The organism is Enterobacter cloacae complex sp. 394I7, assembly GCF_057320345.1.
Genome location: NZ_JBXWCR010000004.1, coordinates 249,998 through 266,258, shown reverse-complemented (window position 1 = coordinate 266,258; position 16,261 = coordinate 249,998). Strand labels below are relative to the sequence as shown.

Below are 16,261 nucleotides of genomic sequence, written 5' to 3'. Positions count from 1 at the left end.
TCTTTGACATTGCGCGTTGCAGCCTGTCAAAGCACGTGTTTCAATCAAGGTTTTTACAATTGACAGGAGGAACAATTTAGTGGCACGTCCGAAGAGTGAAGATAAAAAACAGGCCTTACTGGACGCAGCAACCGCTGCATTTGCACAGTCAGGTATTGCCGCCTCAACGGCCTTAATTGCCCGGAACGCGGGCGTCGCTGAAGGCACACTGTTCCGCTACTTTGCTACCAAAGACGATCTGCTGAATGCCCTCTATCTGCACCTGAAGCAGGATCTCTGCCAGACGATGCTGGCGGAGCTTGATCGCACGCTCACCCTTCCCAAAGAACATACCCGCAATATCTGGAACAGCTACGTGGACTGGGGCATCCGTAATCCTGTCGCTCACGCCGCCATTCGCCAGCTTGGGGTCAGCGAGAAGATCAGCGCCGAAACGGAGCAGGCCGTGCAGGAGATGTTCCCGGAGCTGCATGAACTGTGCCGTCGCGCAGTGCGCCCGGTATTTATGTCCGATGAGTTTCGTACCTTTGGTGATGCCATGTTCTTATCGCTTGCCGAAACCACCATGGAATTTGCCACCCGCGATCCGTCCCGCGCCGTCGATTTTAAAGCGCTGGGCTTTGAAGCCATGTGGCGTGGACTCGCCTCCGAGGATATTGATGGACAGTAAATCGCTGCAGGAACACGCCAAACGCGTGGCGCTGGAACTGCCGTTCACCGAACACTGCTGGCCGTTCGGGCCGGAATTTGATGTGTTTAAAGTGGGTGGCAAGATTTTCATGATTGTTGCGGTTGCTCACGGGCGACCGCATGTCAGCCTGAAATCCGATCCGGAAAAATCCCTGTTAAACCAGCAGATCTACCGCGGCGTTGAGCCGGGGTATCATCTCAATAAAAAGCACTGGATTTCACTCTACGGCACCGACGATGTTACGCCGGAACTGGTGGCCGATCTCATCAACGATTCCTGGAATCTGGTCGTCGATAAGCTGCCGAAAAAAGACCAGAAATGGATCAGGCCGCGCTGATTGTTCGTCTGAGACGAACAGATTAAGCGCTCAAAATGCACTTATCTTTTCCCGCTTCGCACGGTAATCTGCACTCCTTTTCGCGCCCGCACGCGGGCGAACTTTATCACCAGGAGTTGTTATGGATATTATTTCCGTTGCCCTGAAACGCCACTCCACCAAGGCGTTTGACCCAAGCAAGAAACTGACCGCTGAAGAAGCGGAGAAGATCAAAACCCTGCTGCAGTACAGCCCGTCCAGCACGAACTCCCAGCCGTGGCATTTTATTATTGCCAGCACTGAGGAAGGTAAAGCGCGCGTGGCCAAATCTGCGGCAGGCACTTACGTGTTCAACGAACGCAAAATGATGGACGCCTCTCATGTGGTGGTGTTCTGCGCGAAAACCGCCATGGACGATGCGTGGCTTGAGCGCGTCGTGGATCAGGAAGAGGCAGACGGTCGCTTCAATACCCCAGAAGCAAAAGCGGCGAATCACAAAGGTCGTTGCTATTTCGCCGACATGCACCGCGTGGATCTGAAAGATGACGACCAGTGGATGGCGAAACAGGTTTACCTCAACGTCGGTAACTTCCTGTTAGGCGTGGCCGCGCTGGGCCTGGATGCCGTACCCATTGAAGGTTTTGACGCCGCCATTCTCGACGAAGAGTTTGGCCTGAAAGAGAAAGGCTTCACCAGCCTGGTGGTGGTCCCGGTTGGACACCACAGCGTGGAAGATTTCAACGCCACGCTGCCAAAATCTCGCCTGCCGCTGAGCACGATTGTGACCGAGTGCTAAGACAAACGGGCCGCAACTGCGGCCCGTTTTCAATCACGCGTCATCTGCCTGGTTTCGCCATTGAGTCAGCATCTCACGCAGACAGCGTTTTCTGCGTCTTCCCGATCAACACGCGCAAAAACTTACTTCTCCGCACGCCCGGCATGCCAGATCCGCTCCGCATACCGCCCTATCACCGCCAGCGACGCCGCCAGAATCAGGAAGAACACCACCTTGTTCATCCCATCCCAGAAGTATTCGAAGTAGCGGGTATAGAGGTTAATGGCGAGGAACGTCAGGCCAAACCCGCGCAGCATGCCGTCGTCAGTTTTCAGACTGATGTAAATACAGAGAACCGCCGCCACCGCAAACAGCAGCGCCCACGGCAGCAACGAGGCCTGGGTCACGCTGTACCAGTTATCGATATCGTAATTACCAAATATCGACATGATCCACAGGGCGACAAAGAGATACGTCAGCCCCATCGCTTTACTGGTGGTGTAGAGATGACGGGACTGCAGCAGAGCGCGCAGGATCCAGCACAGGGCCAGCAGCGCGCCGCCGAAAAAGATAAAGCGCACTGGATAGTTCATCCCCAGCCAGTAAGCGCCCCAGCCGGACATATAGCCCGTCTCCGCGCCAAACCAGTTGCCAAGCGAGAGCAAGAAGAACAGCCAGACCAGCCCGGAGCGGCCGAAAAAGCCTACCAGGCCATAGACGGCACAGCCGGCCAGGAACAGGGGCGCGATGTGGCCGCTGCCGTTATCCAGCCGTTCACCCAGCTGCCAGAGCGCGATGGCGGTAAACAAGACTCCGAGGAACAAAATCGCTTCGGTACTGTAATGCCACTGCGTCTCCCGCCGCTGGCGGCTGAAGCCCCACAAATAAAACAGCACGGCCAGCAGCGCCGGCAGCCCGATGCGGGCAAGGGAAGAAAAAGCGAAGAATTCGATAATGCGCGCCATCAGTTCGCTGTCCGAGAACAGGCTGCCGATGGCGATAATGACGCAGGCGAGTGCCGTCCAGAAGGCGTAGCGGCTCAGCCGCTGCCAGTCCATGGTCACGCGTTGAAGCGTACCGGCCAGCCGCTGGTGGTCGTCAGCGGTTAATGTGCCTTCCTGTTGCCACTCGTTGAGTGCGCGGCGTAGCAGCCGCTCCTGTTTGCCGGTAACCTTCATTTTGCCTGCTCCGTCAGCCATTCCATTGCTCTCTCCCCGGCTTCATCTACTGGCAGATACACCAGCAACCGGGAACCGTTTCGTGGAGCAGAGTACCAGTACATCTGCTGCAGGGTAAATTCCCCAAGCTCAGGATGGGTAAACAACTTGAGCTGGTTTTCCACACCGCGCACGTCATTGCGCTGATGCCACAGATTTTTAAACTCCTCAGACACCGCAAAGAAGCGCGCCAGTTTGGCTTCCCACAGCGGGTCACCCCGGTGCTCGGCCATCGCCGCCCGGAAATAGGAGACAAAGACGGGCAGCACATCGTCACGTCTGCCGAGACGGGCGCGCCATGCCGGGTGGGTGAGGAACAGATAAATACAGTTGCGGTCTTCCGGGGGGATCGCATTGAAATCGACCCCCATCAGATGACCAAAGCTGTCGTTCCACGCCACGATGTCGAAATTGGGTTTCTGAATGCTGGCCGGTTTCGGCATCAACGTATCAAGCAGGCGGCGCGTGCCTTCGCTGATCCCTTCACAGCAGGTGGCCTGCGGTGCTTCACCCGGCGGTAGCCCGGCCAGCACAAAAAGATGGCGCGCTTCGGTCGGGGTACATTGCAGCGCTTTTGCCACGGCGGCCATCACCGCGCTGGACGGATTGACGTCCCTGCCCTGCTCAAGCCAGGTGTACCAGGTCACCCCAACGTCCGCCAGCAGGGCCACCTCTTCACGGCGCAGCCCGGGCGTGCGGCGTCGACCGCTGCGCGGCAGGCCGAGCCGCTGCGGATCGAGGCTTTCGCGTCGGGCGCGTAAAAACGCACCAAGTTGTTTTCGGGTGTCATCCTTGAGCGAGACGACGGGTTCAGACATCAGCGCCATAAATCCCCCTGCATGGTAGTGCCAGTACCAGTATAAGCAAGAACTGGTACCCGTTTATCAGATCGTTGATGCTACGACCATCTGTTGAATGACGCAATGGAGTTACCATGAATACGTCAGTCGTTTCACCGGGCCGCGCAGGCCTGATATTGCTGTTAACCGGCCAGATGCTGCCGCTGATTGATACCTCAATCACCAACGTGGCGCTGGATGCTATCACCCACTCGCTGCACGCTACGGCCACCGAGCTGGAATTAATTGTGGCCCTCTACGGTGTGGCCTTTGCCGTCTGCCTTGCCCTCGGCAGCAAGCTGGGGGATAACCTTGGCCGCCGTCGTCTTTTCATGTGGGGCGTGGCGAGCTTTGGCCTGGCCTCGCTGCTGTGCGGAATGGCAGGCAACATTGAACAACTGCTGGGCGCCCGTATTCTTCAGGGGGCTGGCGCAGCGCTGATCATGCCGCAAATTCTCGCCACCCTGCACGTAACGCTGAAAGGCACGGCCCACGCGAAGGCCATCAGCCTCTTTGGCGGCATCGGCGGCATCGCGTTTATCGTCGGCCAGATGGGCGGAGGCTGGCTGGTATCGGCGGACATTGCCGGCCTCGGCTGGCGCAACGCCTTCTTTATCAACGTGCCGATTTGTCTGGTGGTGCTGGCCATGAGCCGCCGCTACGTGCCGGAAACCCGCCGCGACACGCCATCAAGCATTGACTGGACGGGCACCGTCCTGCTGGCGATCATCCTCTGCTGCCTGCTGTTCCCGATGGCGCTTGGCCCGCAGTGGCACTGGTCCTGGCCGCTCAAGGTCGCGCTTATCGCCATTATTCCGCTTGCCGGGTTGATGGCCCTCAACGCCCGCAAAAAAGAGCGGGACGATGCACATCCGCTGATCCCGCCGCGCCTGCTGCAGTTGCGCAGTATCCGCTTTGGCGTGCTGATTGCGTTGCTCTTTTTTAGCGTCTGGTCCGGCTTTATGTTCTGCATGGCGTTAACCATGCAAACCGGTCTGGGGATGGCGCCGTGGCAGTCTGGCAACAGTTTTATCGCCCTGGGTGTCACCTACTTTATTTCAGCGTGGTTTGCCCCGCGTCTGATTGCCCGCTACAGCACCAGTACCATTCTGCTCACCGGTCTGGCGATCCAGATAGCGGGCCTGCTGGCGCTGATTGTCACCTTCCGCCTCTGGGGAATGCACAATACCGCGCTGACGCTGGCACCCGCGACCGGGCTGGTCGGCTACGGTCAGGCGCTGATCGTGAACAGTTTTTATCGTATTGGCATGCGCGATATTCAGCCTGATGACGCCGGGGCGGCGAGCGCCATTTTGAGCACGCTGCAGCAGGCGGCGCTTGGACTCGGTCCGGCCATCTTTGGCGCGATTTTGCTGCACGGTCTGCAAAATCAACACGGAGATTACACCCAGGCGATCACCCTCTTCCTCGCGGTGGAAACTGGCCTGATGGTGATCCTCGCGCTGGCGACGCTGCGGGTTCGCCATCACCTGTGCCTGCCGGTGGTGACGACCTGCCACGCCGTCAAATAACCCTGACGAATTTGCATAATAGATCCGCAGCCGCCATTATGGGGCTGCATCAATACAGGAGACGTTATGCAGGAATTAATTGCTCAGGTTGAAGAGTTAGGCATTGAAATTAATCACACCACCTCTTTAGTGATTATCTTTGGTATTATTTTTCTTACCGCACTCATCGTTCATTTTATTCTGCACAAAGTGGTCCTGCGGGCCTTTGAGAAGCGCGCGCAGGCCAGCAGCCATTTATGGTTGCAAATCATTACCCAGAACAAGTTATTTCACCGCGTCGCTTTTACCCTGCAGGGGATAATTGTCAACGTTCAGGCGGTACTGTGGCTGCAAAAAGGCAGCGAAGCCGCGGAAATGCTCACCACCTGCGCCAGGCTGTGGGTGATGGTGTATGCCCTGCTCTCGTTCTTCTCGCTGCTGGACGTCATTTTCAATCTTTCGCAAAAGATGGCGACAGCCTCGCAGCTCCCGCTGAAGGGCATCTTCCAGGGGATAAAACTGGTGAGCGCTATTCTGGTGGGGATTTTAATTATCTCGCTGCTGATTGGTCAGTCGCCAGCCATTCTGATTAGCGGCCTGGGCGCCATGGCTGCGGTGTTAATGCTGGTGTTTAAAGACCCGATCCTCGGGCTTGTCGCCGGGATCCAGCTCTCCGCCAATGACATGCTTAAACTCGGTGACTGGCTGGAGATGCCAAAATTCGGAGCCAACGGCACGGTCACGGACATTGGCCTGACCACCGTCAAGGTGCGCAACTTCGACAATACCATCACCACCATTCCGACCTGGGCACTGGTCTCTGATGCCTTTATCAACTGGAGCGGCATGTCGGCCTCCGGCGGGCGACGCATCAAGCGTAGCCTGAATATAGACACCACCAGCATCCACTTCCTCGACGAGCAGGAGCAACAGCAGCTGATTCAGGCGAAGCTGCTTAAGCCGTACATGGCGGCGCGTCACGAAGAAATTTCTCTCTGGAATCAGGAAAACGGTGAAGGCGAATCGGTGCTGAACCTGCGCAAAATGACCAATATTGGAACCTTCCGCGCCTATTTAAATGAATATCTGCGTAATCACCCGCGGATCCGTAAAGATATGACGCTGATGGTTCGCCAGTTAGCGCCAGAAGCTAACGGGCTGCCAGTTGAAATATACGCGTTCACTAACACGGTCGTCTGGGCGGAATATGAGGCGATTCAGGCCGATATTTTCGACCATATATTCGCCGTGGTGGATGAATTTGGTCTGCGTATTCATCAGTCTCCGACCGGAAACGATATTCGCTCGCTGGCTGGCGTAATAGCGAAATAATCAGGCGCTGGCGCGGGAGATAAAGCGCCAGTCCATCATCACTCTTTCCGTGGGCGCATCCGGGTTATCGATTTTATTCAACAACAAATCGACCGCCTTGCGCCCAATATCCCGCGACGGCTGTTCGATGGTGGTGAGCGAAATCATCTCCGCCAGTTCCGTACCGTCAAACCCGACTACCGCAATGTCTTCCGGCACGCGTAATCCCGCCTGCTGGATCGCATGCAATGCGCCTGCCGCCAGGGTATCGGAAACGGCAAAGACCGCGTCAGGCGGGTTTTCCTTCAGCAGGTTTTGCATCGCCGCCATTCCGGCGCCGAAGCTGAGATCGCTGGCGTATTCCACCGCCTGGTAAGCCAGATCTTTCAGGTGGATAACGCTCTTATAGCCACGCTCGCGCAGGCGGGCATATTTATAACTCAGGTCGTGGTTAATCATCGCGATCCGCCCGCGCCCGCCGTCGGCAAGCTGGCTGACGGCATGCTGCGAGGCGTCCACATCGTTAATCCCGACGCAGGAGACCGCACCGGCATCGGCGTATTCGGCGCACTGCACCCACGGCGCGGCACCAATCAGGGCGGCCAGTTCAGGAAGCTTTGAGAAGGCATCCATGGTGATAATGCCGTCGACAATTTTACCGGACAGCAAACTCAGCCCCGAACGCGAGCGTTCAATGTCAGAGCCGGAGTTGCACAGCAGAATGCGGTAGCCATTCTTTTCGGCTTCCTCTTCAATGCCTTTCACCACTTCGGCGCAGAACGGGTTAGCGATGTTCGACACCATTACCAGAATCATATAGCTGCGGGCAGTCCGCAGCTGGCGCGCCAGCAGGTTGGGCTGGTAATTACTCTCTTTGATCGCCTGCAGGACGCGTTCGCGGTTTTTCGCTTTCACGGTATCGCTGTTGTTAAGCACGCGGGAGACCGTTGCCACGGACACCCCGGCAAGCTGAGCGATTTTCTGAATGGACATAGCGACGGCACTTCCTGCGGTTAACGTTTTATGCAGGCTACCATAAATTCGTTGCCCGGCGAACCGGGCAACGCGTCAATAGGCAACGCGCACCCAGCGCTGCTGCTGATGGCTTTTCACTATCGCATCAATGATATACATGACGTTCGCGCCGTCATGGAACGTCGCAAACAGCGGCTGTGCCGGCATCTCCCCCTGCATCACGGCGCGGTAAAAGTGCGCCATCATATTTTTAAAGGCATCGGGCCAGCCTTCGATATGTCCGCCGGGAAAATGGGCGCTTTCGGCCACGTCACGGTTCATCAGGTTTGGATCGTCGGAGAGGGTCTGGTTTGCCTGCGCGCGATGGCCGATCCAGAGTTGCTGCGGCACCTCCTGATCCCACGCCACGGACCGTTCGCTGCCGTTAATTTCAAACGTCAGCCGATTTTTGCGCCCGGCGCTGACCTGCGAGACGTTAAAACTGCCTTTGCTGCCATCGTCGAAGCGCACCAGCACCGAGCCAAAATCTTCGGTGGTGACCGGTTTGTCTTCATCGTTCGCGCTGCGATCATCCGTGAAGGTCCGGTTTCCCGCCGCACTGGCCTTGCGCGTTGGCCAGACGATGGTGAGGTCGGCCATCACGTCGGTGATCCGCCGCCCGGTCACAAACTGCACCGTGTCGCACCAGTGGGAGCCGATATCCGCCACCGCGCGCGACGCACCGCCCAGCGCGGCATCCACCCGCCAGTTATAGTCGGTTTCCAGCAGCATCCAGTCCTGCAGGTAGCTGCCATGCGTGGCAAACAGCCGACCGAGACTGCCCTCGCGCCTCATGCTGGCCGCCTGGCGCACCATCGCAAACTGGCGATAGACAAAGCTGACGCCGTGTACCACGCCCGCCTGCTCAGCCAGTGCCACCAGCTCGCGGGCCTCTTCCGGGGTCATACACAGCGGCTTTTCGGAAAAAACATGCTTACCCGCCCGCAAAATCTGGCGGTTAATCTCTGCGTGCAGATGGTTTGGCGTGCAGTTATGCACCACGTGCAGATCCGGATGGGCGAGCAGTGCCTCAACGTTCCCGTAAGCATGGGGCACATTCAGCTGGCGCGCCTTTTCCTGCGCTTGTGAAAGCGAGCTGTCGCACAGGGCGACCACCTGCACACTGCCGAGACGCCGCAGCGCCTCAATGTGCGCCGGGCCGATAAAGCCGCTGCCGACGATCCCGACGTTAATCATGGCTGCCTCCCGCGGCGAAATCGTCAAACGCGCGCCCGGATACCGGAATGATATGACGACGGATAAATTCGCTGCCTTCGCGGGCACCGGTATCGCCATCCTTAAGACAGCACTCCCACTCCAGCACTGCCCAGCCCTCGTAGTCGTACTGGGTCAGTTTGCTGAAAATACCGGTGAAGTCGATCTGCCCGTCGCCCGGCGACCGGAAGCGACCCGGACGATGAAGCCACGACTGGTAGCCACCGTATACGCCGCTGCGCCCGTTGGGACGAAACTCCGCATCTTTGACGTGAAACGCTTTAATGCGCGCATGGTAGAGATCGATAAACGTCAGGTAGTCCATCTGCTGAAGCAGCATATGGCTGGGATCGTAGAGAATATTGCAGCGCGGGTGGTTGTCCACAAGCGCCAGAAAACGCTCAAACGTCACGCCGTCATGCAGGTCTTCCCCCGGATGCAGCTCATAACAGACATCGACGCCGTACTCATCAAAAGTGTCCAGAATGGGCCGCCAGCGGGTTGCCAGCGTCTGGAAAGCGTCCTGAAAACGCTGCGCATTGTGCGGCGGCCACGGGTAGAAAAATGGCCACGCCAGCGATCCAGAAAAAGTGGCGTGCGCTGTCAGGCCTAATTTTTCGGAGGCCGCCGCCGCCTGATTCAATTTGCTGGTCGCCCACGCCCGACGGGCCGCGTCGTTACCCCGCACGCCTGCCGGCGCGAAATGGTCAAACGCGTCGCCGTAGACCGGGTTCACCGCAATAAGCTGCCCTTCCAGATGGGTCGACAGCTCGCTGATCGCCAGCCCGTGCTCCGCCAGCGTGCCGGTAATGTCGTCACAGTAGGCCTGGCTCTCAGCCGCTTTCTCCACGTCAAAAATGTGCGGATGATTGCAGGGGATCTGCACGGCTTTGTAGCCCTTACCTGCTGCCCAGCCTGCCAGCCCATCCAGCGAGTTAAACGGCGCTTCTGCGCTGATAAACTGCGACAGGAAAATACCGGGTCCCTTAATCGTTCTCATACCACCTCCTGAACGTTACGCCTTGTCATCGTCATATTTGAACGTGAGAAGGAAAATCAGCGCAATCACCGCTGCCGCCACCGCCGGGATCCACCAGAAGGTGACCCACGCCTGCGGCACGGCCTGTCCCGCCACCAGACGGTTATACAGCGCGCCAGAAATCTGCGAACCAAGCAGCATGCCGATGCCATAGGTGAACATCACGATCATGCTCTGCGCCTGGCCTTTCACCTTTTCGCCCGCCACGCGGTCGGTATAGATAAAGCCCACCACAAAGAAGAAGTCATAGCACACACCGTGCAACAGGATGCCGAGATAGAGCAGGAAACGTCCCTCCTCACTCACCCCCATGGCAAACATCGCGTAACGGACAAACCACGCCAGCATGCCGACCAGCAGCATGACTTTCACGCCCAGACGACGGAAAAGCAGCGGGATCACCAGCATGAAGACAATCTCTGACATCTGGCCGAACGACATCGCGGTGCTGACATCAGCAATCCCGGCATCCGCCAGATATGAGGCGGTGTAAGCGTAGTAGGTGCCAAGCGGCACGGAAATCAGCATTGCGCAGACGGAAAAGACCAGGAAGTGGCGGGTTTTCAGCAGGGCAAACGCATCAGCGCAGAACAGATCGCGAACCTGGACCGGCAGCCCTTTAGCCGGGGCGGGCGTGTGCGGCAGCGTCAGGCTGTAGAGCGCCAGCAGCACGGAGCTCGCCGCCGCAACCTGGAAGATCGTGACGCTGGAGGCCACGCCGGTAACGCCGATAAAGATCCCCGCGACAATCCAGCCGATAGTGCCGAACACGCGCACCACCGGGAAGGTTTTATCGACGTTTGCCAGGCTGTGAAACGCGATGTTGTTCGTTAACGCCAGCGTCGGCATATAACAAAGCGTGTAGCCAAACAGCAGGCCAATCAGCAGCGCACCATTTTCAGCGATCAGCGCCCCCGGAACGAACCACAGGATAGCCGCGCCCGCCAGGTGCATTACCGCCATCACCTTCTGCGAGGCAAAGAAGCGATCCACCAGCATCCCGAGCACGAACGGCGACAAAATAGAGGCGATGGGCCCGGCGGAGAACGCATCACCAATCAGCAACGACATGTTGTGCTGGGTCATCACCAGACCCAGCGTGACCGACCAGCTACCCCAGATAAAAAACTGTAGAAACATCATCAGCGACAGACGCGGAACCAGCAGCCGGTGCTGCGCTATCACCTTTCCACTACTTTCAGTTGTTGACACCATAATGAGCCTCACCCTAGAAAAGTAATCGATTACAAATACCCTCAAATGAAAAGTAATCGATTACAAAATAAAGATCCTGTGGATCAGGAGAGATTTGGGAGAGGGGTCACGATAAAGAGGTTAATCGCGTTGGGATGAGAAACCGGATGGCTCGCCCTCTCCCACCGGGAGAGGGCGGCATGCATTATTGCTTGCGGGAAAGTTTAAACGCCACAAACAGGAAGATGACCCACACCGGGAGCAGCATCGCGGAAAGGCGCATGTCGTCCATGGTGCACATCAGCACAAGGATCAACCCGAGGAAAGCAATGCAAAGGTAGTTTCCTGCCGGATAAAGCAGCGCTTTAAACTGCGTCTCACGTCCCTTGCGACGCATCGCGGCACGAAAACGCAGGTGCGCCAGGCAGATCATGATCCAGTTCAGCAGCAGGGTTGCAACCACCAGCGCCATCAGCAGGCCAAACGCCTCTTTTGGCAGCAGGTAGTTGATCACCACCACCAAAGAAGTGATCGCACCGGACAACAGCAGAGAATTCACCGGCACGCCGCGACGGCTGACGCGGGTTAAGAACTTCGGCGCATTCCCCTGCACGGAGAGGCCAAACAGCATCCGGCTGTTAGAGTAGACGCCGCTGTTATAGACCGAAAGTGACGCCACCAGAATAACGAAGTTCAACGCTGAGGCCACCACATTGCTGTTGAGATCGTGGAAAATCATCACAAACGGACTGCTGTTTGATTTCACCTCAACCCAGGGATAGAGCGCGAGCAATACCACCAGCGAACCGATGTAGAACAGCAGAATACGGTACACCACCTGGTTGACCGCTTTCGGAATGCTTTTATGCGGGTCGCGCGCTTCAGCGGCAGTGATACCAATCAGCTCCAGCCCGCCGAAAGAGAACATGATCACCGCCAGCGAAAGGATAAGCCCCTTCCAGCCGGTCGCCAGGAACCCCCCGTGCTGCCACAGGTTGTCGATCGTGGCACGCTCACCGCCATGACCCGAGAACAGCAACCACAGGCCAAAACCGATCATGCCGATAATCGCCAGCACCTTGATGAGCGCAAACCAGAACTCGGTTTCACCGTACAAACGGACGTTCACAAGGTTGATGGCATTAATGATGATGAAGAAGGCCGCCGCCCAAATCCAGGTGGGCACATCCGGGAGCCAGTACTGCATGTAGATGCCAGCGGCGGTCAGCTCTGCCATCCCCACCAGCACAAACATCACCCAGTAGTTCCAGCCGGAGAGGAACCCCGCAAACGGGCCCCAGTATTTATACGCAAAATGCGCGAACGAGCCTGACACAGGCTCTTCGACGACCATCTCGCCAAGCTGGCGCATGATCAGGAAGGCGATAATCCCGGCGAGGGCATAGCCCAGCAATACCGCCGGCCCCGCCATCTGAATGGCCGGGCCGATGCCGAGAAACAGCCCGGTACCGATAGCCCCACCGAGGGCAATTAACTGTATATGTCGATTTTGCAAACCACGTTGCAGCGTCGGATTCTGTTCCGACGAAGCTTCAGCGCTACCGGTGCCTGAAGCGGATGACGCGTCTTTCACGCCCTACCCCTGTCTCTTTTTTAGAAGGGGCACGTTTTAACACTTCAGGCTGGTGGTAGCAAGGGAATGGGGCATCCCTGCCCCGGATAACGAGCGGCGTTCTCAGAATGCGTAGCCCACCGAGACTTTAAAGGTACGCGGTTCGCCCTGGGTGATGTAGGTACCTGAATCATCCACGCTGGACCAGTAGTTTTCATTGGTCACGTTGTCGATACCCGCACGCACCGTCATCTGATTTTGATTGTGGTTAACGGCGAAGCGATAACGCATACCCACATCCAGCGTGGTGTAGCTGTCCAGCTTTTTGGTGTTCGCCAGGTCCGCGTATTGCGTGCCGGAGTGGTTCACGCGCGCGGTAGCGGTCAGGCCATCAATCGGTTTGATGTCATACTCTGCGCCGAGAACGGCATAGAAATTCGGAACGCCAATCGCATCATTACCCTGGTTGAGGCCGTTGTTGGTTTTGGTCAGCTCCGCCTGCAGCCAGGTAGCGCTGGCGTTCAGACGGACGCCCAGCAGGGGCTCACCGAACATATTCAGCTCCACGCCGCGGTTACGCTGCTCGGCATCAAGACCATAATGACCGTTGCTGTTGAGGATCGCCGACGGCATTTTGATCTCAAACAGCGCCAGGGAGCCGCCCACGCGACCAAAATCCGCCTTCACGCCCACTTCGTTCTGCTTAGAGTGAACGATGCCGGTGCTCTGCCCGTAGTTGGTGGCGGTGTTAGGGGCTGATTGACCCGGCTGCAGCGCTTCGGTGTGGTTGGCATACAGGGAGATCGCCTCCCACGGCTTGTAAACCACGCCGTAGGTAGGCATCCAGCGGCTGCCGTCGAAACCGTCTGCTTTATTTTCCTGCCCGGTAATTTTGTTGTATCCGCGAATGACCACCTTCTGATGACGCGCCCCGGCGGTAAACAGCAGTTTGTCGTCCAGCACGCCCAGCGTATCACTCAACAGCCAGCCCTGCGTCCGGGTACGCCCGCTGGTGAGCGGATCGCTGTAATTTCCGCCTAAGCCGTTGAAACTGGAGCTGTCCGGCATATCCACACCGGTATTGTGATAGATATTGGTGGTTGGGTTATCCGCCGCCGACGACATTTTCCAGCCGATTTTTTCGTTTTTGGTCATCGCGGAGTAACCGACGTTGACTTTATGCGTTACGAAGCCAGTAGCAAAGTTACCGCGAATACCCGCCATCCCGCTGACGGAATCGCTGATGCGGTTGGTATCAAGACGGCTGACCGTCGCCTTACCGCTTTTATCCAGCAGCTTCGGTGCGCTGTAAATCCCTTCTTCGTGAGCGTGCTGTGCGCCGAGGCCGGTATAGGCCGTCCAGTTATCGGTAATGTCGTACTCGCTGCGCCACATCCCGAATTCATTTTCGATGTTGCTGTAGGCCCATTTCTGCGAGAAGTTGCGATCGTTTTTCGGCGGTTCAGGCACGAAATCCACGGCGGAGATATTGACGCTGGTCGGGCTGCCATGGAAGGTTTTCTTCTGATACCCCACATCCAGAGAGGTGCGGAAATTGTCGCCTTTGTAGTCGAGGCCGGTGGAGAGCAGCGTAGTGCGGCGGCGATCGTTGGGCACCCCGCTTTCCCCTTCGCGATGGACGAGGTTCACGCGCGCGCCAAACTGGTCGTTGTCGCCATAGCGACGGCCCGCATCCAGCGTGGTGCCAAACTGGGAATCAGAGGTGTAATCAACGCCCACTTTTGCCTGCGGCGTTTCATCCGCATGTTTCGGCTCAAGGTTAATCATTCCCCCCACGCCTGAACTTGCCGCGCCGTTCATCAGGGCGTTTGCCCCTTTAAAAATCTCAATGCGGTCGACCATCTGCGCATCCACCACCTGACGCGGCAGAACGCCGGACAGGCCGCCGAAGGTCATGTCATCCCCGTCAAACTTCAGGCCACGGATACGGAAGGTTTCGGCGCTGTTGCCGTAGCCCTGCACGTACTGCACCCCCGCGTCGTTAGCGACCACATCAGCAATGGTTTTCGCCTGCTGGTCTTCTACCAGCTTCGAGGTGTAGCTGATGATATTAAACGGCACGTCCATGGCGTTTTGCTGCCCCAGCATCCCCATGCGTCCGCCGTTCGCCACCTGCCCGTCAAGGAACGCCGGCACAAGCTGGTCGCCGCCGGGTTTAAAATCGCTGGCAGGCGCAGACTGGACAATCAGGGTGTCTTCTTTCTTTTCATCCGCCGCCAGGGCGGAGTGCGTGACCGCGCCAATGGCGAGAGCCAGCAGCGTTTTATGCCTTTTCGTGTTGTTCATAATTAACTCATTAAACGTGCGCGCAAAAAGGGCCCGTTGTCGGGCCTTAGAATGTAATCAAGTGCAATGCAAATGAGAACTATACGCATTACATGATTGTTGGCAAGCGTAAACGCACGTCACTGCGTGAGAAAATCGGTTAACAGACGCGGGAAATCAGGAGGACGTATAGACGGGATAGCATGGCGCATAACCGCCCCGTTTCCGGGACGGTCTTTCAGGCGCGGCGGGAGAACGATAAAACGCGGGCGGTTCCCGCAACATCAATACGCACAGCCGTACCCGGATTCCAGCCAGGCTGGCTTACGGTCTTCAGAACAACAGGCTCCTGATGCCCGGCAAACGCCAGGGTGAGCGTGGACAAATGACCGGTAAAATCGACATCAATTATCGACACCGGGCTTTCATGCGGCGCGCACGCCGTCACGCGCAGTTGTTCAGGGCGCATCATGACGCGGCCCTGGCCGGTGGCATGCGTATTGTTGGTGGGTATCTCACCCAGCGCGCACACCGCATGGCCGGCGGTAAGCTGAGCGGGCAGGATCACCGCGTCGCCCAGAAACAGCGCGGTCTCTTCATCAACGGGCTGAGTGTAGACGTCATACGGGGTACCCACCTGGGTAAAGCGCCCGGAACGCATTACTGCCACCTGGGTGGCAAAAGATAACGCTTCGTTTTGATCGTGCGTCACCAGAATCGAGGCAACGCCCGCTTCAGCCAGCAGGTCAGCGGTCGCTTTGCGGGTCATGGCGCGAAGGCCGGTATCGAGCGCCGAGAACGGCTCATCCAGCAGCATCAATGAAGGACGCTGAGCCAGCGCGCGGGCGAGCGCCACACGCTGCTGCTGTCCGCCAGAAATCTCATGCGGCCAGTGGGTCGCGAGCTGCCTGTCCAGCGACACCATCTCCATCAGCGCCTCTACGCGCTGGCGCTTTTCGTGGCGCGTGCCGTCCAGCCCCCAGGCAATGTTGTCTGCAACGCTGAGATGCGGGAATAACGCGCCCTCCTGGGGAACAAAGCCAATGCCGCGCAGATGAGCGGGAACGAAGCTGTTTTCGTCAAACAGCGTTCGGCCCTGCATCACTATCCGCCCGGCGTCCGGCGTTTCAAAGCCGGCAAGAATGCGCAGCAGCGTCGTTTTCCCTGACCCGGACGGCCCGACTATCGCCGTCCGGCTCCCCGGCGCAACGCTCAGGTTTAAGCTGTCGAGCACCTGCACACCGGAAAAGGATTTAGAAATGGACGTCAATTCAAGCATG

Annotated in this window: 14 protein-coding genes; 5 read left to right on the top strand and 9 right to left on the bottom strand. The window is 57.7% G+C overall.

Going from position 1 to position 16,261, the window contains the following annotated elements; genetic code table 11:
* The first annotated feature begins 79 nt into the window (after positions 1-79).
* From AC2FAP_RS17090 to nfsB, 3 genes are all read left to right on the top strand, one after another.
* A complete protein-coding gene (locus AC2FAP_RS17090; protein WP_020885134.1) occupies positions 80-670 on the top strand; it encodes a TetR/AcrR family transcriptional regulator in 591 nt (196 codons plus the stop codon).
* Positions 660-1,028: an MmcQ/YjbR family DNA-binding protein gene (locus tag AC2FAP_RS17085; RefSeq protein WP_020885135.1), complete on the top strand. Its 369-nt coding sequence runs from the start codon at positions 660-662 to the stop codon at positions 1,026-1,028. The genes AC2FAP_RS17090 and AC2FAP_RS17085 overlap by 11 nt, the downstream gene beginning before the upstream one ends.
* Positions 1,029-1,149: 121 nt before the next feature.
* Positions 1,150-1,803 carry an oxygen-insensitive NAD(P)H nitroreductase gene (gene nfsB / locus AC2FAP_RS17080; RefSeq protein WP_032677585.1) on the top strand — a complete coding sequence of 218 codons (654 nt, stop codon included), beginning with the start codon at positions 1,150-1,152 and terminating at the stop codon, positions 1,801-1,803.
* A gap of 122 nt (positions 1,804-1,925) precedes the next feature.
* On the opposite strand, the gene AC2FAP_RS17075 is transcribed toward nfsB, so the two are convergent.
* Both AC2FAP_RS17075 and AC2FAP_RS17070 read right to left on the bottom strand, forming a co-directional pair.
* The gene (locus AC2FAP_RS17075) at positions 1,926-2,960 is read right to left on the bottom strand and encodes a DUF2157 domain-containing protein (RefSeq protein WP_410392944.1); all 1,035 of its coding nucleotides are present in this window, start codon (positions 2,958-2,960) and stop codon (positions 1,926-1,928) included.
* On the bottom strand, positions 2,957-3,826 hold the full coding sequence (locus AC2FAP_RS17070; RefSeq protein ID WP_014168966.1) for a helix-turn-helix transcriptional regulator: 870 nt from the start codon (positions 3,824-3,826) through the stop codon (positions 2,957-2,959). Before AC2FAP_RS17070 ends, AC2FAP_RS17075 begins: the two co-directional genes overlap by 4 nt.
* A 107-nt stretch (positions 3,827-3,933) precedes the next feature.
* Between AC2FAP_RS17070 and AC2FAP_RS17065 the strand changes: the two genes are divergently transcribed.
* Positions 3,934-5,370 carry an MFS transporter gene (locus AC2FAP_RS17065; protein ID WP_485452997.1) on the top strand — a complete coding sequence of 479 codons (1,437 nt, stop codon included), beginning with the start codon at positions 3,934-3,936 and terminating at the stop codon, positions 5,368-5,370.
* 66 nt (positions 5,371-5,436) lie between these two features.
* Positions 5,437-6,681: a mechanosensitive ion channel family protein gene (locus AC2FAP_RS17060; RefSeq protein ID WP_078774935.1), complete on the top strand. Its 1,245-nt coding sequence runs from the start codon at positions 5,437-5,439 to the stop codon at positions 6,679-6,681.
* On the opposite strand, the gene AC2FAP_RS17055 is transcribed toward AC2FAP_RS17060, so the two are convergent.
* The 7 genes from AC2FAP_RS17055 to AC2FAP_RS17025 all read right to left on the bottom strand — a co-directional run bounded on the left by AC2FAP_RS17055 (position 6,682) and on the right by AC2FAP_RS17025 (position 16,260).
* Positions 6,682-7,653: a LacI family DNA-binding transcriptional regulator gene (locus AC2FAP_RS17055; RefSeq protein ID WP_025204778.1), complete on the bottom strand. Its 972-nt coding sequence runs from the start codon at positions 7,651-7,653 to the stop codon at positions 6,682-6,684.
* Between the two features lie 75 nt (positions 7,654-7,728).
* Positions 7,729-8,871 carry a Gfo/Idh/MocA family protein gene (locus AC2FAP_RS17050; protein WP_485452996.1) on the bottom strand — a complete coding sequence of 381 codons (1,143 nt, stop codon included), beginning with the start codon at positions 8,869-8,871 and terminating at the stop codon, positions 7,729-7,731.
* Complete coding sequence (locus AC2FAP_RS17045) at positions 8,864-9,889, bottom strand: sugar phosphate isomerase/epimerase family protein (RefSeq protein WP_047744079.1); 1,026 nt, start codon at positions 9,887-9,889, stop codon at positions 8,864-8,866. Before AC2FAP_RS17045 ends, AC2FAP_RS17050 begins: the two co-directional genes overlap by 8 nt.
* Positions 9,890-9,904: 15 nt before the next feature.
* A complete protein-coding gene (locus tag AC2FAP_RS17040; RefSeq protein ID WP_025204781.1) occupies positions 9,905-11,143 on the bottom strand; it encodes an MFS transporter in 1,239 nt (412 codons plus the stop codon).
* Positions 11,144-11,327: 184 nt separating this feature from the next.
* Entirely contained in the window at positions 11,328-12,716 is a 1,389-nt protein-coding gene (gene pheP / locus AC2FAP_RS17035; RefSeq protein WP_014168959.1) for a phenylalanine transporter, read from the bottom strand.
* 102 nt (positions 12,717-12,818) lie between these two features.
* Positions 12,819-15,002 (bottom strand): TonB-dependent receptor, encoded by a 2,184-nt coding sequence (locus AC2FAP_RS17030; protein WP_485452995.1) that lies wholly within the window; start codon positions 15,000-15,002, stop codon positions 12,819-12,821.
* Positions 15,003-15,219: 217 nt separating this feature from the next.
* Positions 15,220-16,260: an ABC transporter ATP-binding protein gene (locus AC2FAP_RS17025; protein ID WP_025204783.1), complete on the bottom strand. Its 1,041-nt coding sequence runs from the start codon at positions 16,258-16,260 to the stop codon at positions 15,220-15,222.
* Position 16,261: the final 1 nt, after the last annotated feature.